Consider the following 20,913-nt stretch of genomic DNA (forward strand, 5'->3'; position numbering starts at 1 on the left):
ATCAGACTCCTGCAGCATCAAGGTTGTCATCGTCATTCTGCTGCTGGCGAGCCGGGAACACACCGCGCACCAGTACAAAAAACAGCGGTACAAAGAAGATCGCCAGTACAGTAGCCGTCAGAGTACCGCCAACAATGCCAGAGCCAATGGAGATACGGCTGTTGGCACCAGCACCGGTGGATATCGCCAGCGGCAGGGTGCCAAAAATAAACGCCAGAGAGGTCATCAGGATCGGTCGCAGCCGCAAGAAGGCCCCTTCAATGGTGGCATCCAGTAGCGAAGCTCCTTTCTGATAAGCAGCTTCGGCAAACTCCACAATCAAAATGGCGTTTTTCGACGACAAACCAATAGTGGTTAACAGCGCGACCTGGAAGTAGATGTCGTTCTCCAGACCACGAGCAGTAGCGGCGACAACAGCCCCCAACACCCCCAGCGGAATCACCAGAATGACCGAGAAAGGCACCGACCAGCTTTCATACAGAGCCGCCAGCGCCAGAAACACCACCAAGATTGAAATCGCGTACAGTTGCAACGACTGACCACTGGCCAGGCGTTCCTGATACGACAGACCACTCCAGGCATAACTGACCTTGCCAGACAGTTCTGCGGCCAGTTTTTCCATTTCATTCATGGCATCACCAGAGCTGACACCGTCTGCCGCTGCGCCCTGGATTTCATAGGAAGCCAGACCGTTATAACGGCTCAGCAGTTGTGGCCCAGATGACCAACCAATCGAGCTGAAGGCCGAGAAAGGCGTCATGCTGCCGTCGTCACTTTTTACATACCAGTGCTGCAGGTCTTCCGGCTTTGAGCGGTATTCGGCGTCACCTTGCACATAAACCTTCTTGATACGGCCGTTATCGAGGAAGTCGTTCACATAAGAACCCGCCCAGGCATAACTGAGAGTGCTGGAAACATCCGCAAGCGACAGCCCCAAAGCCACTGCTTTGGACTGGTCGATATTCAGTTTCAGCTCTGGCGTATCGGCCAGAGAACCAAGCCGGACAGCACTGAGCTTGTCGCTGGCATTCGCCTTGGCCAACAGTTCATCCTTCAGTGCTGCCAGCTGTTCACGGCTGGTTCCCGGAGCCGCCTGCAGTTCAAAGGTAAACCCGTTGCTCTGGCCAAGGCCACGAATAGCCGGCGGCGACATGGCAAAAATACTGGCGTCACGAACGGCCGACAGAGTACCGGTTGCCCGGCCAGAAATAGCACTGGCCGAATCTTCCTCACCTGTACGTTCAGACCAGTCTTTCAAGGAGACAAAACCCATGCCGGCATTCTGGCCGCTGCCAGAGAAACTGAACCCGGCAATAGTGAATATCGCATTCACATTGTCCGCTTCCTGATTGAGGTAAAAATCCTCAACCTGCTTGCTGACCTGCAAGGTGCGATTGATCGAAGCGCCAGTCGGCAGGCTGAATTGCACCATGGTACTGCCCTGATCTTCCTCCGGCAGAAAACCGGTAGGCAGGCGTACCAGCAACAGCGCCAAGGCGGCAATAATCAAGCCGTAACCAATAATCCAGCGAATAGGCTGATGAATAAACCGGCCGACGCCCCCTTTATAACCCAGGCTCAAACGGTCGAATGTGCGGTTAAACCAGGAAAAAAATCCGCGCCGGGGCTTATCGGCATCCGATGGCCGGAGCAGGCTGGCACACAAGGTCGGGGTCAACGTCAGCGCCACGATCACCGACAGAATCATCGACGACACGATCGTGATGGAAAACTGGCGGTAGATCACACCGGTTGAGCCACTGAAAAATGCCATCGGCAGAAACACCGCCGATAGCACCACCGCAATACCGATCAGCGCGCTGCTGATTTCTGACATCGACTTGATGGTTGCCTGGCGCGGTGACAACCGCTCTTCATGCATCACTCGTTCGACGTTTTCCACCACCACAATCGCGTCATCCACCAGCAAACCAATCGACAGCACCATACCGAACATGGTCAGGGTATTGATGGAATAACCAAAGATTGCCAGCACTCCGAAGGTGCCCAGCAATACCACAGGCACCGCCACCGCCGGAATCAGGGTTGCACGCCAGCTGCCAAGAAACAGATAAATCACCAGAATCACCAGCACCACGGCTTCGAACAGGGTCATTACCACTTCTTCAATGGACACCTTGATAAAGTCCGTACTGTCCTTGGGATAGGCAACCTGATAACCGTCTGGCAAGGTCTGCTCGTAAGTAGCGATGACTTCCTTTACCCGAGTAGCCGTAGACAGGGCGTTGGCATCCGGTGCCAGCTTGATGCCAATACCGGAAGCCGGGTGGCCGTTAAGCTTGCCTTCAAAGGCATAACTCTCGCTACCCCGCTCAACCCGAGCAACATCCCCCAGGGTGACGATAGCCCCGGTACTGTCATGATTGAGAATAATGGCGCGAAACTGCTCAGCGGTTTGCAAAATGGACTGGGCGGTCACCGTGGCATTCAGTTCTTGAGTCGGCAGAGCGGGCTGGGCACCGATATTACCAGCCGCAATCTGGGTATTCTGGGCCGACAACGCGCTGGCAACATCGGTCGGCATCAAACCATAGGTCGCCAGTTTCACCGGATCGAGCCAGATACGCATAGCATACTGGGCACCAAATACCTGCGTGCTGCCGACGCCTTCAATACGGGCCAGCAGATCCTGCAGGTTGCTGGCGATATAGTCGGAAATATCGTAGGTACTGGAAGCATCCTTACTGTCATAAATAGCAGCGATCAGCAGAAAATCACTTTGCGATTTCTGCACGGTTACCCCTTGGGACTGTACCGATTCCGGCAAGCGCGAAGTAATCTGTTGAATCTTGTTCTGCACCTGCATTTGCGCAGTATCCGGATCCGTACCCTGCTCGAAAGTGGCCGAAATGGTGGCCTGACCAGAGGCTGAACTGGACGAACTGAAATACAACAAGCCATCGATACCGGTCAGCTGTTGTTCGATCACCTGGATCACACTGTTTTCAACCGTTTCTGCGGAAGCACCGGTATAGGTGGTCTGGATGCGCACACTGGGAGGCGAAATATCCGGATACTGGGAAATGGGCAACGTTAAAATTGACTGAGCACCAAACAACATAATGACGATAGAAATGACCCAGGCAAACACCGGGCGCTGGATAAAGAAACTGGCAATCATTTGGTCTCTCCCCTATTGGCCGCTGCTGCGACTGGTCAGACCAAGCTTGATAGACCCATCTTCATTAACCATCGCTGCCACAGTTTTGACGGTACTGCCAGCGGCGACCTTGCTACTGCCTTCGACAATCAACTGATCACCCGCCTCAAGGCCGGAACTGATCAGCCACTGGTTACCGATCGACCGTTCGGTTTCAACAAATCGTTTTTCAACCTGATGCCCCGCAGTCACCACCAGAGCCACGGCATTGCCTTGATTGTCGTGCGCGATCCCCTGCTGTGGCACCAGGATAGCCTGGTTATCCACGGCTTCATTGATTTCGGCACGGACAAACATGCCTGGCAGCAACAGCCCGTCAGGGTTCGGGAATTCCGCCCGCAGAGTCACCGAGCCAGTCGATTCATCCACCGACACTTCACGCACACGCAACTGGCCTTTGTGATCATAACGGCTGCCATCTTCAAGAATCAGGCTCACCTCGGCACTACCAGAATCCACGCCGTTGCGCGCCAGGGTTTTGCGCAAGGCCAGCAAGTCAGTACTCGACTGAGCCATATCCACATAAATCGGATCAAGGGCACGAATGGTTGCCAGCGCCGTATCCTGAGAAGCCGACACCAACGCACCGGGAGTCACACTGGAAATACCGATGCGTCCAGCAATCGGGGCTTTCAAACCCGTGTATTCCAGACTGATACGGGCACTTTCCAAAGCAGCCTTATATTTGTCGATACTGGCGACAGCATCCATATAAGTGGCATGAGCATCATCGGCATCCTGCTGGGAAATCCCCTCGATCTTTGCGAGCTCGGTATAACGCTGATCCTTGAGTTGGGCCGATTGCACGGAAGATTCAGCGCTTCTCAGATCGGCTTTGGCTTCGTTATAAGTCGCCTGATAGCTGGCCGGGTCAATTTGGTACAATACCTGCCCCTTGCTCACGTCTGAGCCTTCCTTGAACAGCCTCTCCTTGATAATACCCCCCACCTGCGGCCGTATTTCGGCTGCCATGGACGCGGTGGTACGGCCTTTGAGCTCCCGAGTAAGCACCACTTTTGCAGTACTGACCGTAATAACGCTGACTTCAGGCGTCATCTCGGCACGAGATGACGAATTCGGTTCTTGCTGACAACCGGACAGCAGGCCACCTACGATCAAGGCTCCGACAACGAGGGGAAGATGCTTCATTACTGATGACTACCTCTAACGAAAATTAGGACAGGTGCGCAATCGCAACGGAGCAACACCAACAATAAATTCTGATAGCCACAGCATAAGTCATTGATGGGTTAAGGCAGGGTTAAGACGGGGTTAACTTAGGAATCCTTACCACCCACGTGAGGCAAGACTGGCTGGCGCCGTGCCAATATTTCAAGCCAGCGGGAACACAGAGACGAATAAGCGCTTACGCGAGAGCCAGCCAATCACGGCTTGGCAAAACGGAATTCAAACATCCTGCAAGGACGTAGACATATGGCGTACAACGCGCCAGACCAAAGAAATTTTCCTGATTGTTAACGCTGCATACCTTGTTGATTAAAAAGGAGATGTTCCACGTGGAAAGCCCGGCTGAGCTTGCACTCACCAGGCCGAATCACTCAGTCGAGCTTGCTGAAAATGACACCAATCAGTTAACAACTGACCGCCAAATTACTCTACGACGAGGTGACGATGGATACTGATATGCGGCTCATCTTGATCACCGACCAGAGCTTTCATGGTTTCAAAGCCGAATGTCAGACTGCTATCCGTTGAGCAGGAAATATCTGCTTCATGCACCGTAAACTCCAGCAGTGTCAGCTTGCTATCGAGCTTGCCCTGCTCGAACCAGGACTCCGTTGCAACAGACCAGTGCTCGGCAACTTTCTCACTGTCGAAAAACTCCTTGATCGAACCGTTCACCTGAGCCCAAAAATTCTCGGTACCATTAGAGATACAAATACGAGCGTTGTGCTCACCACTCAGGTGGCCAAATAGCTCATTATCTTTAGAAGTAAAGAACCAGATATGCTTGCCATCGGCATCCGGCTGCGCCGCCATCGGCACCATAAAAGGAGTGATACCCTCCACCTCCAGCAATACAGCGCTCTCGTGCTGCAGCTGCTCCCGTAATGCTGCTAATGGCTCGTTGTCTACCTTATCGATCAGTTTCATGACTTACTCCTGTTCGTTATTTGAGTGAAAAACCTGAACATAATCTCAAGACCACTGTTATTGCGACTCAGAGTAGCGCTGTTCGTTCAAAGAAATACGGGATGGATGAATCAGGGAGGAAATTAAGCCAGGCCAGCTTTGCTCGCCACACTTAAACCCCAAAAAGACTCAACCCAGCAAGAGGTGCTTGTTTTTATTGAGCAACACCCGCTCTTTGGGATGGGATGCGGGTGGATTGATATCAACCTGCTGGCATCGGTATTGATCAGCCCGGAAAGCGTTCTGTGGACAGAGGATAAACGCCTGGCAAAACTGGCCAAGCATTTTGATATTGCATGGTCTGAACAGTAAAAGCAGACAACATTCGTCCTCTGCCACTTGAAGACAACGCCCGACGTCGAACGTCAGACGGCCCCTGCATCCTTCAGGATCTCGGCGTATTCCGCGCCTTTCTCATGCTGGCTGATGGTGTCCAGAATGGTGTCACCCGCAGCGTTGGTGGCATTCAGGTCGTGACCCTGGGCCTTGAACAGTTCGATATACTGGGCAAACGTGCCGGGTACCATGTAGCGGTAGGCACGGATGGCACCAATATAATCCGAGCTGTCGCCATCGTAGCTGGGGACGTTGAGAAATTCACTCAGTTGGGCTTCGCTCCAGTCACCACCAAATACTTTTTCTTTATCTTTCTTTTGCATGTTGATGCTCCGTCAGACGTCGGCCGTCGAAGCCAGACGTTGAATAGTTAATTCTGTATCCGATGCCATCACTTAACGATGCATCTTTGCTATTACTATCGGGTGTTAGTCAGCTTTGCGGTACTTGATATCCCAAACGCCGTGGCCTTTACCCTGACCCCGTTTTTCAAAGCGGGTCAGCGGGCGTTCGTCCGGGCGTTCAACACACTGGCCGGAGCCAGCAATATTCTCGTACCCTGCTTGCGCATCCATTACCTCGATCATGTGTTCCATATAGTTTTCCCAGTCGGTGGCCATATGAAAGATGCCACCCGGCTTGAGAATACGGCGCAGGGTCTGGGCGAATTCAGTTTGTACAATGCGGCGCTTGTGGTGTTTTTTCTTGTGCCACGGGTCGGGGAAAAACAGTTGGATGGTATCGATGCTGTTATCCGGAATCAGTTTCAGCACTTCAATGGCATCATCCTTGTAGGTGCGCACATTAATAACCCCCGCTTCTTCCGCCAAATTCAGCAAGGAGCCCACACCTGGCAGATGGACTTCCACGCCGATAAAGTTTTTTTCAGGGGCCTGAACGGCCATTTCGACCAGTGACTGGCCCATGCCATAGCCAATTTCCAGTACGGTATGAGCGGCACGCCCAAACACGTCAGACGGAACGATTGGGCCGTCGGCCAATTCCAGACCCCACTCCGTCCATTTGCGCTCCAGGGCCTGTTCCTGACCTTTGGTCAGGCGACCGGCGCGGATCACAAAGCTTTTGATACCACGACGATAGACCGGCTTGTCGTCTGCAGACGCTTGCTCCGCCGCAATTTCATCCCCTTCAGGCAGGGAAGTGGCGGTGTCATTCGGAAGGTTGTCGTTCAGGTTGTTGGACTCGTGTTCTGTCACTCAGGAATGCCTAACGTTAATCAGTGGAAGTAGAAGTCGTCATCGAACGGGCCGCGATAAATAACAAGCCCCAACCAATCAGCCAGCTGACGCCGCCAATCGGGGTGATCATGCCCAGCATGCGAATATTCAACAGCACCATGGCGTACAGACTGCCGCAAAACAGCAATAACCCAAGCACCATAAACAGCGCCGCCCGATTGAGCCAGACCTGCGGCTGCTGCAGTTGCCAAACCCCCAGGCCCAGCAACACGGCGGCGTGCAGCAGATGGTAGTCAACGGCGGTCTGGTAGACTGTCATCATCGGCGGCGTCAGATGGTCTTTGAGGCCATGGGCACCAAATGCACCGAGCGCTACGCCCAGAAAACCGGCGATGGCCGCCAGCATCAACGTCATTCGTGCCTGCATGGGTCGGCTCCGATCAGTAAAATAGCGGGCTATTATAGAGGAGCGAGGGACGCAGGTCAGCTTTGGTGGAGGAATAGCAGGACGTTCAGCCCGCCCAATAGTTCATGACACGGTATTGCAACAAAGCCATTGGCCCATCACCACAGCCCATTGCTATCATGCCCCTTCCTGAAAGTGAGGCAACCGAGTGAAATACAACGACCTTCGCGACTTTATCGACCAGCTGGAAGCGCTGGGTGAACTCAAGCGCATCAGTTATCCCGTCGATCCGCATCTGGAAATGACTGAAATTGCCGACCGGGTGTTACGCGCCGAAGGCCCGGCACTGCTGTTCGAGAACCCCAAGGGTTACGATATGCCCGTGCTGGCGAACCTGTTTGGTACGCCCAAGCGGGTGGCGATGGGGATGGGTGAAAACTCGGTGGAGGCGCTGCGGGAAGTCGGCAAGCTGCTGGCTTTTCTGAAAGAGCCAGAGCCACCCAAGGGCATGAAAGACGCCTGGGAAAAGCTGCCGATTTTCAAGAAAGTCCTCACCATGGGCCCGAGTGTGGTTAAAAAAGCACCCTGTCAGCAGGTGGTGATTGAAGGTGATGACGTGGATCTGGGCAAGATTCCGGTGATGCATTGCTGGCCTGGTGATGTCGCTCCACTGATTACCTGGCCGCTGGTGATCACCAAAGGCCCGCACAAAGAGCGCCATAATCTGGGTATTTATCGCCAGCAGGTCATCGGCAAAAACAAGGTGATTATGCGCTGGCTCAGCCATCGGGGTGGCGCACTCGATTTTCTGGAATGGCAAAAGGCGCATCCGGGCGAACCCTTCCCGGTTACCGTGGCACTAGGGGCCGACCCCGCGACCATTTTGGGGGCCGTCACGCCGGTACCGGATACCCTCAGCGAATACGCGTTTGCCGGCCTGCTGCGCGACAGCAAAACCGAGCTGGTAAAAAGTATCGGTAACGAATTATTGGTGCCTGCCAGTGCCGAGATCGTATTGGAAGGCGTGATCCATGCTGGTGAAATGGCGCCGGAAGGGCCCTATGGTGACCACACCGGTTACTACAACGAAGTCGATCAGTTCCCGGTCTTCACCGTCGAACGCATTACCCACCGCCGCGATCCTATTTACCACAGTACTTATACCGGTCGGCCACCGGATGAACCCGCGATCCTTGGTGTGGCCCTGAACGAGGTGTTTGTACCGATTCTGCAAAAGCAGTTTCCAGAAATCGTCGACTTCTATCTGCCGCCAGAAGGCTGTTCTTACCGCATGGCGATTGTCAGCATGAAGAAGCAGTACCCCGGTCACGCCAAACGGGTGATGATGGGGGTATGGTCGTTTTTACGCCAGTTTATGTACACCAAGTTTGTCATTGTGGTAGACGACGATGTGAACACTCGCGACTGGAAAGACGTGATTTGGGCGATCACTACCCGCATGGATCCGGCACGGGACACCACCCTGATAGAAAACACCCCCATCGACTACCTCGATTTTGCCTCGCCAGTCTCTGGTCTGGGTTCGAAAATGGGGATGGATGCCACCAACAAATGGCCTGGCGAAACCAGCCGCGAATGGGGCACCCCGATTGTGAAAGACCCGAGTGTCGTTGCATATATCGATGACATCTGGTCGGAACTGGGCCTCGACCCGATGGATGCAGAGCCGTGAGTGACGTTCAACACAGCGGAACGGTTACCGTCACCTTTATGCCCAACCAGGTAACCATGCGCTGTCGCACCGATCAGACGCTGATGGATGCCGCCCGTGAACACGGCATCAAGATGAAAACCGCCTGTAAAAACGGCGTCTGTGAAATCTGTGCCGCCGACTGGATCGCTGGCGCACTGGAATTTACCAATCCCATGGGCAGCCAAATACTTGATAAAAACAATCGGGTATTATGCTGCGTAGCAATTCCCAAAACGGATACCCAGATTTTTATGGCCAATGTTCAGCAGCCGGATTTCAAGCACCAGGTTAACCTGGCAATGCAGATTCAGTCAGTCGTCGCACTGAATGACGAAGTGTATGCCGTCGAGCTGCTGGCTCCGGCGGGCAAGGTGCTGGATTTCTGGCCAGGACAGTATTTGATGCTGCCTATCCAGGAGGCCGACGGTGCCACCCGGCAAATTCCCTATTCCATTGCCAGCGCGCCGGGCAGCCTAACCGGCAAAGAGCCACGCCTGCTGGAACTGCATATTGCCAATGCCAGCGATACTGCGGCACGAGTGATTAGCCAGCTGCAAAACAACCCGACAATCACAGTCACCCTGCCAATGGGTGACTGCTTTGTCTCGCCAACACAGTTGCAGGCCTGCGCTGGCAAGCCGGTTATTCTGATCGCGGCCGGTACCGGTTTTGCTCAAATCAAGGCACTGGCCGAAGGGATTCTGGCACTGGCACCGGAGCAGGAAATTCATCTGTACTGGTCGAACCGCAGTTCCGGTGGCTTCTACATGGCCGACTTGCCACGCCAGTGGGATCACGACCACGCCAACCTGCATTTTCACCCGATTCTGGAACAACACGCTGACGACTGGAACGGCCGTGCGGGCTGGATCTATCAGGTGATTCAACACGACTTCAAAGATCTGAATGGCGTCCACGCCTATGCCTGTGGTTCACCGAATATGGTGTACGGCACCCTCGACCAACTGGAGCCGCTGGGTCTTAGCGAAGCCAATCTTCATTCCGATGTCCTGGCCTACGCACCACGGCCACAAAAGGCCTGACAAATAGGGTGACAGCTGGCAGACTCCTGCCGATTTGGCCAACAATGGAGTTCGAGTAACGGCACCGTTGCGGTCTTAACATTCCGACAACCCTGGGCAGTTACTCGACTATGGTGAGCCGAGCATACGCTAACCTGACATCGAAAGAGCAATCATCAAGGAGCATTTATGGACTGGTTAAATCAACTGGGCAATTCAATTTCCAGCGAAGAAATATGGGCAGAATACCTGCTGCCGTGGGGAACCCAGATCATACTGGCCTTGCTGGTATTTTTTATCGGCCGCATGATCGCCAATCTGCTGGTCAAGGCGGTACTCAGCATGATGGGCAAAGCCAAGGTTGAACCTATCCTGACCGATTTTGTGGGTACGGTACTGGGTGCGCTGTTACTGGTACTGGTGATTGTTATCTCACTCTCGCAGCTGGGGCTGGATACCACTTCACTGATCACCTTGCTCGGTGCCGCTGGCCTGGCCGTTGGCTTGGCATTAAAAGATTCGTTGTCGCATTTTGCCGCTGGCGTGATGCTGATTGTCTTTCGCCCGTTCAAACTGGGTGATTATGTGGAAGTGGGCGGCGTCGCTGGTTCTGTTGACCGGATCACTATTTTCAGCACCCGCATGAAAACACCCGACAATCGTGTTGTGACCGTACCTAACGCTAATGTTTTTGGCAACACCATGGTTAACTACTCGGAAGAGTCTACCCGCCGTCTGGATATGGTGGTCGGCATCTCTTACGGCAGTGACCTGCTGCTGGCCAAAAAAATTCTGGTGGAAATGCTGGCCAGTGATGAGCGCGTCTTAAAGGATCCCGAGTTCAAGGTCGCGGTATCCGAACTGGCCGATTCCTCCGTCAACTTTGTGGTACGTCCTTGGGTCAAGGCATCTGACTATTGGGCCGTCAAATGGGATCTGACCGAAGCCATCAAGCTGCGTTTTGACGCTGAAGGCATCGAGATTCCGTTTCCACAAATGGATGTCCATATCAACAACCCGGACTAAACGTCGACTCAGCCGTCAACCTGGCTATAAATACCACCCTCTATGCGACCAATGGCGTAACGCCTTGGTCGCCAAAAACGATCAAGATGTAACCACAATAATAAGAAGGTTACCTCCATGTTTCGTTGCGTTGTATTCGTTGCTTTAGCCCTGTCTACACTCGCCAGCTACGCCGCCGATCCGATTCGGCTGGGGCTGAACTATCCGTCCACTGGTCGTTACAAGGAACAGGGTATCGCCCAGGCCCGTGGCGCACTGATGGCCATCGAAGAGATTAATGCGGCTGGTGGCCTGCTGGGGCGCCCGCTGGAATTACTCACCGCCAATACCGCTTCCAAACCGGAAAAAGCAGTTGAAAATGTCAAGCATCTTGCTGCTCAGGGTGCCTCCATGCTGTTTGGTGGTTCTTCCAGTGCCGTTGCTATCGCGGCGGGCAAAGAAGCGGCACGCCAGGGACTGATCTACTTCGGGACCCTGACCTATGCCAACGAGACCACCGACGAAGAAGGCCAGCGGTATATGTTTCGCGAAACCTACAACGCCTGGATGGCAGCCAAGGCGCTGGCGTTTTATCTCAACCAGAGTCTGGCGGGCAAAAAAGTGTTCTACCTGACGGCAGACTATAGCTGGGGCCATTCGACCGAGAGCTCGTTGCGTAACTTCACCAATACCAAAGACGAAAACATGCACCCCGGCGTGCTGGTTCCCTTCCCACGCCCGAAACAGTCTGATATTGAAAACGCCCTGACCGCCGCAGAACGCTCCGGGGCTGACGTACTGATGATGATCCAGTTTGGTGATGATATGGCGACTGCGCTGAACCTGGCCTATCGCATGGGGCTGAAAGAAAAAATGACGATCGTGGTGCCTAATCTGACGCTGGGAATGGCCAAGTCAGCCGGGGCAGGTGTAATGGAGGATGTGATCGGAGCCGTGCCTTGGTGCTGGCAGGTGCCCTATTTATACGGCTTTGAAAAAGGGAAACAGTTTGTCGAACGCTTTGCCGAGCGCTTCCAGAAATACCCTTCCAGCTCTGCCGCTTCCTCCTACAGTATTGTTTACGAGTTCAAGTCTGCCGTAGAACGGACGGGCAGCCTGAACAGCAGCAAGCTGATCACAGCGCTGGAAAACCACACCTACACCAGTGTCAAGGATCCACAAACCTGGCGGGATTTTGATCACCAGAACCTGCAATCCGTCTATGTCGTCAAAGGTAAACAGCGTGCCAGGGTACTGGCAGACAAGTTTAATGAGGACTATTTCGAGGTCTTGCTGAACATTCCAGGCAATACTGCCGCCAAAACTTATGACGAGTGGGTGGCAACGCGGCAAGCAGCTGGCAAGCCTGTCCGCCTGCAATAGCTCAGCGACAAACCGCCAGCCAACAAGCGGGGAGGTGTTTACCCGCCCGGCTGGCACTCCTGCTGTGCCAGCGCCTTCTGGAAGTAGCGACTGGCACCGACATGATCCTGCTCCTGCACCAGCAACTTGCCCATTTCGGCGTTCAGCTCCGGCAAGCTTTTAAGCTTCAAGCCCATCAGCAGAAATTCCTTGGCACGCTCTGGCTGCTCAATACGTAGCGCCAGCTGCGCCAATATCAGCAGCAGTACCGGATCATTAGGCCGCCCCTGTAACTGCTTTTCTGCGAACAGGAAACGTCGGCGAGCATCAACTCCATTTAATCCGGCATAGGCGATCAACAGTTCATCGCGCCAGACGTAAGTCAGGCCATGGCGCAAATCCGTTTCCGCCTGTTCGTCTTCACCCAGCTCATGCAAGGTTTCAACGTAGTGCAGCAGAATATCCGCCTGGTGACGACAATGGCGTGGCATCGACTGATACAGTTTTTTCAGTGCTGGAACCGGGTCTTTGCCCTGATGACCCTTCGCAGTGCGGTCGATCAACTGCAGATAAACTTTTTCTTCCAGCTCGATAATTTTATTCTGAGGGATTTTACCCGTCTTGCTCAGTACCGGCAGCAACTCATGCAAAGCCACCCAGTCTTCAAGATCCTGATACAGCCGTACCAGCAGCTTGAGTAAATAGCTGTGGCGCGGATAACGATCCCTCAAGCTGACCAACACCGCCAGCGCCTGCTCCTTGTGACCACGGGAGATGAGCAGTTGCGCATGGGAAATCCCCACTGCCAACTCGGCCCCACGGGTACTTTTATTGGCCGCATTCAACAACTCATCGGTGGTGTCGTGCTTGCCTTGCTCATACGCCGCACGGGCAGCAGCCAGGTAGTTGATCAGCGGCATGTCGGTATCGGTAGCTGAACGCGTCAGCAGTCGTTCGGCTCTGGCCCACTGGCCCAACGCCAACGACAACAGCCCACGGGTGGTTTGCTTGCGGGCGCGGGCCGTACGCCGGCTGCGCCGCCATTCATTAAAACGCCAGTCGGATCCCAGCATCACCAGGCTGAAGCGAAACAGGAAATACACCACCACCAGCATCAAGCCCAACAGCAGCAGAAAAAACCACAAACTGGTTTCAATGCTGTAATGGCCCCAGCTCAACAAAACATAGCCAGCATCCTGCCCGGCGAGCGATCCGACCCCCAGTGCGACGACCAGGGTAATCACAAAAAACAGCAACCAGCGCTTCATGGTTGTGCTCCTTGCGAGCCGGGTTCCGCTGGCACCTCAGACACCACCGGAGGTTCGACCGTGTGGGTTCGGGCTGGCTCAGCTGCCGATGTGGTTGTATCGAGCGCCATACGGGCACGCAAGGCCTGCAAGGAACCGCTGATATCCGGGACTGCCGGACTAACCTGCCATTGTTGCAGCTGGCTCAGCAGCTCACGTAACGCCAGCACCGCCTGATCCTCTTTCGGCAGATACTGGCTTACCCAGCGGTTTACCCGGCTGAGGCTGCGATCGTAGAGATTCTGATCACCGCGCAACATGGCCAGTTGTGCCTGTTCCAGCATCAAGCGGGCATTCTGTTGCAGGTAATAGGCCTGTTCCGGTGCCATCGGAATATCAAGGGGGGTTGCCTGACGACGAATACGCACGACCTGGCCAATGCCCTGCTTCAGCTCGCTGAATAACTGCTGATACCAGTGTTGCGGTGCCGTGTCGGTCTCAACCTCGGCAGCGGAGCCTGGCGCTGACGACAAGCGTACTTGCGGTAACCAGTCGATCTGATCAAGTGAATCCTGCATCGCCTGCAAGCGGGCAATCGCACCCACCTTGTCGACACCCGGAACCTGCCGCAGCTGCTGGATTTCAGCAGCAATTTTAGCTCGCACCGCATCGTAAGCCGGATTGCGGGTTTCCAGCAGCACCTTGTCTGCAGCTTCCAGCATCGCGGCGGCACCGCTCACGTCGTGTTCCAGACCCAGGCGCTGGTTGGCCAGACGCAGCAGATATTCCACTTCTGCCAGCAGCCAGTCCTGACGATCCGAACCGGCCAGCTGGGCCAGTCGCTGCTCATTGTGTACCGACTGGTTCGATACCGTCGCCAGTTGCTCTTTCAGGCTACGATTGCCAGCGTCCAGCTGTTGCTGACGTTGGCCCAGGGCACTCAACGCCTGTTGATCAGACTGTGCTTGTTGGCTCAGTCCCTGCAACTGTTGTTGCAGCTGGTCGACCTGTTGACGCTGTTGTAATCCGTACCACACCAGTGCAGCAGATGCCGCCAGCGACAGCAATACCAACAGCACAAGCAGCCAGATGCCACGCGACGATCGCCGTGGCGGCTGGTCGGCCTTGACCGTTTTGCGATTTGGTGCGGGTTCTTCAGGAGCAACATCAGAATCTGCCAGACTGTCTGCCGCCGTCATTTTGTCTGCGGCTGCAGTCGTTGTTTGCGGTTCCAGCGCCAGCGTTTCAGGACTGGACGGCTGATCGGAGCCGGAGCCGCTGCTGTCTGCCGGCGTGCCTGCTGTGTTCTGCTTGTCTTTGTTGTTATCCACGTCTGTCTTCCTGTCACCGCCGCCGCTTGCGACCTGGTTATCGGGTTACAGCTGCGCTGCCAGGCAACTGAGCATATCTTCATCCCGTGCACTGGCGGGTACCAGTACCGGATCATAGCCTTTGGCGCGCGCCGCTGCGGCAATACGTTCGCTGGGCAATATCAACCCGGCGATACGTCTGGCCAACTCTGGCACCTGCCCTTCAATAATATCCAGCGCCTGCCCGCTGCTGAGCAACAGCCACGGACAAGCCGCCAATGCGGTGTCCCAGTCGTCGCTGCTGTACGGCACCGGCTGCCGCTCGTATAGCTCGGCATAGTCAACACGGGCTCCACGGGCGCGTAACTCACTGGCCAGTGTTTCGCGGCCGCCCACTCCGCGCCAGATCAGAATGCGTTGTTCTGCGATCTGCTGCAAGGCGGCTAATGCAAGCAGTCCTTCACTGTCATAGCGGCTGACCGGACACTGGGCATCCAGACCGAACTCGCGCAGTGGCTCGACACTGGCAGGGCCAACGCCGTACCAGTTCAGACCCAGTGGTGGCTGGGGCCAGAATTCATCCAGCCAGGCCAGCCCTTGCCGGGCGGCATTGGCACTGATAGCAATCACCTGCTGATACAGGTCAAGGTCGAGCATACAACTGCGGGTTGCTCGCGCTGCCGGGCTGTCTGCGGCAACCGGTTGAATCGCCATCAGTGGACGATGTAATACCTGATAACCACACTGCTCCAGTGCGCCGATCAGCTGATCAGCCTGACCCTCGGGGCGAGTCACCAGAATCGTCACCAAGGCCTAGCGCACCTCGTGGCCGTAAACGGCCGACAAAATCTCGCCAGCACCTTGGGCCAGTAAATGTTCCGCCGCCAGAATACCAATCGCCTCGGCATCGGCTATCGATCCCTGTTGCCGGGTGGTCAATACGGTACTGCCATCCACCGAACCGACCAGCCCCCGCAAGGTCAGTTGTTCGCCCACACGTTCGGCATAAGCGGCAATCGGCACCTGACAGCCTCCTTGCAGGCGACGATTCAATGCCCGCTCAGACAGTACGCATGCGGTGGTGTCGGCATGGCCCAGCGGGGCAATCAGCGCCTTGGTGGTGTCGTCGTCGCTGCGCCATTCGATGCCCAAGGCCCCCTGACCACCGGCTGGCAGTGACTGTTCCGCCGCCATAAACGCCGTCAGGCGGTCTGCCATCGCCATCCGTAACAGCCCGGCGGACGCCAGGATGATGGCGTCAAACTCACCGCTGTCGAGCTTGCCGAGCCGGGTCTGGACATTGCCGCGCAGCGACCGGATCTGTAAATCCGGTCGCTGCTGTTGCAACTGGCACTGACGGCGCAAGCTCGACGTGCCGACGATGGCCCCCTGTGGCAGTTCGTCAACACTGCGGTAATGGTTGGATACAAAGGCATCCAGCGGATTTTCCCGCTCACAGATGACACCCAGTTCCAGTCCTGGCGGAAATTCCATCGGCACGTCTTTCATGGAGTGCACGGCAATATCCGCCCGTCCGTCCAGCATCGCCACCTCAAGCTCTTTGACAAACAGACCCTTGCCACCGATTTTGGCTAATGGGGTATCGAGAATTTTGTCGCCCTGGGTTGAGAAGGTCACCAGCTCGACTTCAAGCCCGTCATGCAATGCCAGCAGGCGGGCCTTGATATGTTCAGCCTGCCACAGGGCCAGAGGACTTTTGCGGGTGGCAATACGGAGCAGGCGTGCTGACGACATAGTGATCCTTATTCGACGGAAGCGTGACGGTCTGACTGGCAGACCGCCGCGATATCATAAATTTGCCGAATCATACCAGTGCTGGCGCGTCAGCTGAAATTACCCGGATCAGCAAATGCCATTATCGGCCCATTACAGTGACTTCATCACCTTGCGAACTTCTGGTAAATGGCGACGACTGACCGCTACACCAGCATCAAGTCCACGTAAATGGACAAAGTGACCACCACCTTCCAGGGTTTCCAGCCGAACGATACGATCCCGCGCCACCAGTGCACTGCGGTGTACACGGACGAAGCGATCACCAAACTCGTCTTCAAGCTGGCGCAGGCTGTCATCGATCAGGGTTTCGCCCTGCTCGTGGATAGCGTTTACGTATTTCTGGTCGGCCAAAAAGTAGCAGACTTCTTCCACCGGAATCAGCTGCAGCCCCATATGGGTACGAGCAGTCAGATGGCTACGCACCCCAAGACTGGCAATGCGGCGCTGCGCCCGACCGGCCAGGCGCTCTCTGGCCCGATCCAGTGCCCGCTGCAAATCCGCCGGACGCACCGGCTTGAGCAAATAATCAATCGCACTGACGCCAAAGGCATCCAGCGCGTGTTCGTCAAAAGCGGTACAAAAAACCACCAGCGGAGGATGCGCATGCTGCTGTACTGCCTGCGCGGTTTCGAGGCCGCTACGACCGGGCATCTGGATATCGAGTAACAGTACATCAACACCGTTGAATACCAGCCACTCCAGCACAGCATCACCACTCTCCAGCTCAGCCACCAACTCAAAGTCCGGGTGTTCTCCTATCAATCGCGCCAGCCGGTCACGGGCCAGCGGCTCATCATCAACCAGAGCGATGCGATAACTCATGGGTATGCTCTCCAGAATGCGACGGAACCAAGATCCGCGCCTGATATTCATCCGGCAGCTCTGCGGTCTGCAGCCGGGCAGATTCACCAAACAGGGTTTCCAGCCGGGCACGAATATTACGCTGGGCAATGCCGTTGCCTGGCGGGCTGGCACCGGGAAGGCGAGCATTCGCCACCGCCAGCTCCCAGCCACCGGCGACGGCGGTCAGCGAAATACGGATCCAGCCGCCCCCCACCAATGGCTGCACACCATGGTAGACGGCGTTTTCCAGCAAAGGCTGGAGAATCAGTGCTGGCATGGTGATTTCTGGCAGTGGCTCTGGCAATTGCCATTCAACCTCCAGCCGCGACCCCAACCGGGTATGCTCGATGTCCAGATAGCGCTGGCCAAATTCAATCTCCTGCGCCAAGGTAGAGGGCTGGTCATCGGCTTTTAATACCACCCGGAACAACTGCGCCAGATCCAGCAGCATGTTTTCGGCTTTTTCCGGGTCGATCACAATCAATGCCGCCACAGTGTTCAGCGTGTTGAAAAAAAAGTGTGGCCGAATATTCGCCTGCAAGGCCGACAGCCGCGCCTTGAGTTCGGCCTGAGCCTGTATCCGCCACTGACTCTGGACGTAAAAATAACGTAACGCCAACGCCGTCACCAGCGCACTGACCAACGCATTACGGGCAATCCAGAGCCAATCAATACTCCGCAGGCTGGTCGGCCAGAGCCAGTCGGCCATCAAGCTGACACCCAGAGTCACCAGCTGCACCAGCAGCAGCGCCAGTACCGATACCAACAGCACGTTGACCTGCACCAGAACAAAACGTAACTGGCACAGAATCGCGACCGAGAGCAGCGCAACCCACTGCACAAACAGCGACACCAGCCCGAATCGCTCCCAGGAAAACGCCGCCAGGGACGACTCCATCAGCGTCAGAATCGCCACCAGCCCTTCGCTGACCGCCAACAAAAACAGGATCGCTCGGGTGTTGCAGAGATCTGGCAGAAAAAAAGCATCCAGCAAACCGGGATCATGCTGACGACTGACAACGGCGGTAGTGTTCGGCATAACGGACGCCTTTGGCCATGGAATGAGATAAACAGCTGGGAGCCTGTCGGACTTGGAGCACCGACAGGTCGCTAGTCTCGCTTTAGTCACGAGTGACGGCAAGTATCTGCTCCACATTCCGGTTAAACCGTTGGCACGCCGCAGGTATACTCTGCGCCTTGAAATTTTATGTTGCCGCTGGCATCGCCAGCGGCCGACAACGTTTGTGTTTATTTAAGGGGACCACATGACTGATCAATCCACCAATGCCTCGTGGGGCGGCCGTTTTTCCGAGCCAACCGATGCTTTTGTTGCCCGTTACACCGCGTCAGTGGACTTTGACCAACGCATGTACCGTCAGGACATTCAGGGATCGGTTGCCCATGCCCGCATGCTGGCGCATGTCGGCGTGCTGACCAACGCCGAGCGCGACGATATTATTCGCGGCCTGGAAGAGGTTCGGATCGAGATTGAACGCGGCAATTTCAACTGGTCGGTCGCGCTGGAAGACGTTCATATGAACATCGAAGCCGCGCTGACTGCCAAAATCGGTATTACCGGCAAAAAACTGCACACCGGCCGCTCCCGTAACGATCAGGTCGCGACCGATATCCGCTTGTACCTGCGCGACGAAATTGATCTCATCTGCTCCGAACTGACCCGCTTGCAGCAGGGCCTGATCGAACTGGCCAGCCGGGAAGCCGATACCATCATGCCCGGCTTCACCCACCTGCAAACGGCACAACCCGTCACCTTTGGTCACCATTTGCTGGCCTGGAATGCGATGCTGGAACGTGACTATGCGCGTCTGCAGGACTGCCGGAAACGCATGAACCAGTTGCCACTCGGCGCTGCTGCCCTGGCAGGTACAACCTATCCGATTGATCGTTTTTACACTGCCGAACTACTGGGTTTTGATGCCCCCACCGAGAACAGCCTGGATTCGGTTTCCGATCGCGATTTTGCCATCGAATTCACCAGCGCGGCGGCCCTGATCATGATGCATATGTCGCGTTTTTCAGAAGAGCTGGTGCTGTGGGCTTCGGCGCAGTTCCGTTTTATCGATCTGCCGGATCGTTTCTGTACCGGTTCCTCCATCATGCCGCAGAAAAAGAACCCGGATGTTCCCGAGCTGGTACGCGGCAAGACCGGTCGGGTCTACGGCCATCTGGTCAGTCTGCTGACACTGATGAAATCCCAGCCACTGGCCTACAACAAAGACAATCAGGAAGATAAAGAGCCACTGTTTGATACCGTCGATACCCTGCGGGACAGCCTGCGGGCATTCGCCGATATGGCTCCCCACCTGCAAGCACGCCGGGACGATATGCGGGGTGCTGCCAAGCGCGGCTTCTCCACCGCCACCGACCTCGCTGACTACGTGGTGCGCAAGGGCATTCCCTTCCGCGATGCCCATGAAATTGTTGGCAAGGCTGTCGCTTATGGTCTGGCACAGGGCAAGGATCTCAGTGACATGACGCTGGAAGAGTTGCAGCAGTTCTCTGCTGAAATCAGTGCCGATGTGTTTGAAGTGCTGACACTGGAAGGCTCAGTCGCCGCTCGTAACCACATTGGTGGCACTGCGCCAGACCAGGTACGCGCTGCGGCAATACGCGCCAGCCGTGCATTGGCTGACCGCGAAGAAAACCTTGCCTGAAATACCCGGAAGTCTGCCGAACTTAGGGCTGCTCTACTGCAGGAGAGTGGAATCTGGCTCTTTAGAGTCACCAGTATTGACAGGAATCCGCTGGACTCCCGCCAATACTGGCTTCAGTCAACAGCCCTGCCCTCTCAGAAAGTGGCCCGTCAAAAAGTACGGCGTGCCCAAAAGTCCCGTACGTCAATCGATACCGCACACTGTCTGTTTACAGCTGCTGCCGCTTTTTGAACCAGCCTTGCTGCCCGGCAATCGTGACCAGACGGAACACCAGCACGGCATGCATAACGCCGATCAACCCTGCCGGGACATAGTCGTTGACGCTGAACATTTCCCATACCAGCGCCGGTAGTACCAGAATCGGAAACCAGGCAACATAGCGATAGAAGAAGTTTTCGAAACTGGAGATTGCCTGATTTTCCGTCGTTGTTATCTTGTTTTTATTATCTTTTTTCACATCAACCTCTGAAGGATATGCTCTGCTGCGCGGGATGGATTTCAGGCCTGCTGCCTTTATAAAGTGCTGAACAGGCGTTGCTCAGCAAGATCGGGGACAACCCTGATAGTCTGCTAAGGGATCATATTGACAGCCCGATTGCCACTCGCCCTTGGTCGTAGGACGGCTTAACCTGTTATAAGTTTGACTGCTAGACTGATAATAA

At 55.4% G+C, this 20,913-nt stretch carries 19 protein-coding genes; 6 read left to right on the plus strand and 13 right to left on the minus strand.

The features are described from left to right. Position 1: 1 nt before the first annotated feature. The 3 genes from SOJ49_RS19585 to SOJ49_RS19595 all read right to left on the minus strand — a co-directional run bounded on the left by SOJ49_RS19585 (position 2) and on the right by SOJ49_RS19595 (position 5,296). On the minus strand, positions 2–3,142 hold the full coding sequence (locus tag SOJ49_RS19585) for an efflux RND transporter permease subunit (protein ID WP_369856152.1): 3,141 nt from the start codon (positions 3,140–3,142) through the stop codon (positions 2–4). Positions 3,143–3,154: 12 nt separating this feature from the next. Beyond that, positions 3,155–4,330 (minus strand): efflux RND transporter periplasmic adaptor subunit, encoded by a 1,176-nt coding sequence (locus tag SOJ49_RS19590; protein ID WP_369856153.1) that lies wholly within the window; start codon positions 4,328–4,330, stop codon positions 3,155–3,157. A gap of 462 nt (positions 4,331–4,792) precedes the next feature. Next, on the minus strand, positions 4,793–5,296 hold the full coding sequence (locus tag SOJ49_RS19595; protein WP_369856154.1) for a pyridoxamine 5'-phosphate oxidase family protein: 504 nt from the start codon (positions 5,294–5,296) through the stop codon (positions 4,793–4,795). Between the two features lie 138 nt (positions 5,297–5,434). On the opposite strand from SOJ49_RS19595, the gene SOJ49_RS19600 reads away from it, so the two are divergent. Continuing rightward, complete coding sequence (locus SOJ49_RS19600) at positions 5,435–5,647, plus strand: hypothetical protein (protein ID WP_369856155.1); 213 nt, start codon at positions 5,435–5,437, stop codon at positions 5,645–5,647. A gap of 53 nt (positions 5,648–5,700) precedes the next feature. On the opposite strand, the gene SOJ49_RS19605 is transcribed toward SOJ49_RS19600, so the two are convergent. From SOJ49_RS19605 to SOJ49_RS19615, 3 genes are all read right to left on the minus strand, one after another. Next, complete coding sequence (locus tag SOJ49_RS19605) at positions 5,701–5,994, minus strand: PA4642 family protein (RefSeq protein ID WP_369856156.1); 294 nt, start codon at positions 5,992–5,994, stop codon at positions 5,701–5,703. 105 nt (positions 5,995–6,099) lie between these two features. Continuing rightward, a complete protein-coding gene (trmB, locus tag SOJ49_RS19610) occupies positions 6,100–6,810 on the minus strand; it encodes a tRNA (guanosine(46)-N7)-methyltransferase TrmB (RefSeq protein WP_369858093.1) in 711 nt (236 codons plus the stop codon). A gap of 94 nt (positions 6,811–6,904) precedes the next feature. Then, the gene (locus SOJ49_RS19615; protein WP_369856157.1) at positions 6,905–7,297 is read right to left on the minus strand and encodes a DUF423 domain-containing protein; all 393 of its coding nucleotides are present in this window, start codon (positions 7,295–7,297) and stop codon (positions 6,905–6,907) included. A gap of 187 nt (positions 7,298–7,484) precedes the next feature. Here SOJ49_RS19615 and ubiD point away from each other — a divergent pair, with 187 nt between their 5' ends. The 4 genes from ubiD to SOJ49_RS19635 all read left to right on the plus strand — a co-directional run bounded on the left by ubiD (position 7,485) and on the right by SOJ49_RS19635 (position 12,400). Further along, the gene (gene ubiD / locus SOJ49_RS19620; protein ID WP_369856158.1) at positions 7,485–8,969 is read left to right on the plus strand and encodes a 4-hydroxy-3-polyprenylbenzoate decarboxylase; all 1,485 of its coding nucleotides are present in this window, start codon (positions 7,485–7,487) and stop codon (positions 8,967–8,969) included. After that, the gene (locus SOJ49_RS19625; protein WP_369856159.1) at positions 8,966–10,033 is read left to right on the plus strand and encodes a 2Fe-2S iron-sulfur cluster-binding protein; all 1,068 of its coding nucleotides are present in this window, start codon (positions 8,966–8,968) and stop codon (positions 10,031–10,033) included. Before ubiD ends, SOJ49_RS19625 begins: the two co-directional genes overlap by 4 nt. Before the next feature lie 168 nt (positions 10,034–10,201). Further along, positions 10,202–11,038: a mechanosensitive ion channel family protein gene (locus SOJ49_RS19630; protein WP_369856160.1), complete on the plus strand. Its 837-nt coding sequence runs from the start codon at positions 10,202–10,204 to the stop codon at positions 11,036–11,038. A gap of 117 nt (positions 11,039–11,155) precedes the next feature. Beyond that, positions 11,156–12,400: an ABC transporter substrate-binding protein gene (locus SOJ49_RS19635; RefSeq protein ID WP_369856161.1), complete on the plus strand. Its 1,245-nt coding sequence runs from the start codon at positions 11,156–11,158 to the stop codon at positions 12,398–12,400. Positions 12,401–12,438: 38 nt separating this feature from the next. Here SOJ49_RS19635 and SOJ49_RS19640 read toward each other — a convergent pair whose 3' ends face one another. The 6 genes from SOJ49_RS19640 to SOJ49_RS19665 all read right to left on the minus strand — a co-directional run bounded on the left by SOJ49_RS19640 (position 12,439) and on the right by SOJ49_RS19665 (position 18,615). Further along, positions 12,439–13,647: a heme biosynthesis HemY N-terminal domain-containing protein gene (locus SOJ49_RS19640; RefSeq protein WP_369856162.1), complete on the minus strand. Its 1,209-nt coding sequence runs from the start codon at positions 13,645–13,647 to the stop codon at positions 12,439–12,441. Next, complete coding sequence (locus SOJ49_RS19645) at positions 13,644–14,957, minus strand: uroporphyrinogen-III C-methyltransferase (protein ID WP_369856163.1); 1,314 nt, start codon at positions 14,955–14,957, stop codon at positions 13,644–13,646. Before SOJ49_RS19645 ends, SOJ49_RS19640 begins: the two co-directional genes overlap by 4 nt. Positions 14,958–15,002: 45 nt before the next feature. Further along, positions 15,003–15,743, minus strand: a complete 741-nt coding sequence (locus SOJ49_RS19650; RefSeq protein WP_369858094.1) for a uroporphyrinogen-III synthase — start codon at positions 15,741–15,743, stop codon at positions 15,003–15,005. A 6-nt stretch (positions 15,744–15,749) separates the two neighbouring features. Next, positions 15,750–16,691, minus strand: a complete 942-nt coding sequence (gene hemC / locus SOJ49_RS19655; protein ID WP_369856164.1) for a hydroxymethylbilane synthase — start codon at positions 16,689–16,691, stop codon at positions 15,750–15,752. Between the two features lie 132 nt (positions 16,692–16,823). Continuing rightward, a complete protein-coding gene (locus SOJ49_RS19660; RefSeq protein ID WP_369856165.1) occupies positions 16,824–17,555 on the minus strand; it encodes a LytR/AlgR family response regulator transcription factor in 732 nt (243 codons plus the stop codon). Beyond that, positions 17,530–18,615 carry a sensor histidine kinase gene (locus tag SOJ49_RS19665; protein ID WP_369856166.1) on the minus strand — a complete coding sequence of 362 codons (1,086 nt, stop codon included), beginning with the start codon at positions 18,613–18,615 and terminating at the stop codon, positions 17,530–17,532. The genes SOJ49_RS19660 and SOJ49_RS19665 overlap by 26 nt, the downstream gene beginning before the upstream one ends. 226 nt (positions 18,616–18,841) lie before the next feature. Here SOJ49_RS19665 and argH point away from each other — a divergent pair, with 226 nt between their 5' ends. Continuing rightward, positions 18,842–20,251 carry an argininosuccinate lyase gene (gene argH, locus SOJ49_RS19670; RefSeq protein ID WP_369856167.1) on the plus strand — a complete coding sequence of 470 codons (1,410 nt, stop codon included), beginning with the start codon at positions 18,842–18,844 and terminating at the stop codon, positions 20,249–20,251. A gap of 208 nt (positions 20,252–20,459) precedes the next feature. On the opposite strand, the gene SOJ49_RS19675 is transcribed toward argH, so the two are convergent. Then, entirely contained in the window at positions 20,460–20,708 is a 249-nt protein-coding gene (locus tag SOJ49_RS19675; protein WP_369856168.1) for a hypothetical protein, read from the minus strand. Positions 20,709–20,913: the final 205 nt, after the last annotated feature.

The organism is Candidatus Thalassolituus haligoni (genome assembly GCF_041222825.1).
Classification (GTDB): domain Bacteria; phylum Pseudomonadota; class Gammaproteobacteria; order Pseudomonadales; family Oceanobacteraceae; genus Oceanobacter; species Oceanobacter antarcticus.

Coding starts and splice junctions, on each gene's coding strand:
- argH (WP_369856167.1), top strand. CDS start 18,842: ATGACTGATCAATCCACCAATGCCTCGTGGGGCGGCCGTTTTTCCGAG.
- SOJ49_RS19665 (WP_369856166.1), bottom strand. CDS start 18,615: ATGCCGAACACTACCGCCGTTGTCAGTCGTCAGCATGATCCCGGTTTG.
- SOJ49_RS19640 (WP_369856162.1), bottom strand. CDS start 13,647: ATGAAGCGCTGGTTGCTGTTTTTTGTGATTACCCTGGTCGTCGCACTG.
- SOJ49_RS19595 (WP_369856154.1), bottom strand. CDS start 5,296: ATGAAACTGATCGATAAGGTAGACAACGAGCCATTAGCAGCATTACGG.
- SOJ49_RS19585 (WP_369856152.1), bottom strand. CDS start 3,142: ATGATTGCCAGTTTCTTTATCCAGCGCCCGGTGTTTGCCTGGGTCATT.
- hemC (WP_369856164.1), bottom strand. CDS start 16,691: ATGTCGTCAGCACGCCTGCTCCGTATTGCCACCCGCAAAAGTCCTCTG.
- SOJ49_RS19630 (WP_369856160.1), top strand. CDS start 10,202: ATGGACTGGTTAAATCAACTGGGCAATTCAATTTCCAGCGAAGAAATA.
- SOJ49_RS19615 (WP_369856157.1), bottom strand. CDS start 7,297: ATGCAGGCACGAATGACGTTGATGCTGGCGGCCATCGCCGGTTTTCTG.
- SOJ49_RS19605 (WP_369856156.1), bottom strand. CDS start 5,994: ATGCAAAAGAAAGATAAAGAAAAAGTATTTGGTGGTGACTGGAGCGAA.
- SOJ49_RS19590 (WP_369856153.1), bottom strand. CDS start 4,330: ATGAAGCATCTTCCCCTCGTTGTCGGAGCCTTGATCGTAGGTGGCCTG.
- SOJ49_RS19660 (WP_369856165.1), bottom strand. CDS start 17,555: ATGAGTTATCGCATCGCTCTGGTTGATGATGAGCCGCTGGCCCGTGAC.
- SOJ49_RS19635 (WP_369856161.1), top strand. CDS start 11,156: ATGTTTCGTTGCGTTGTATTCGTTGCTTTAGCCCTGTCTACACTCGCC.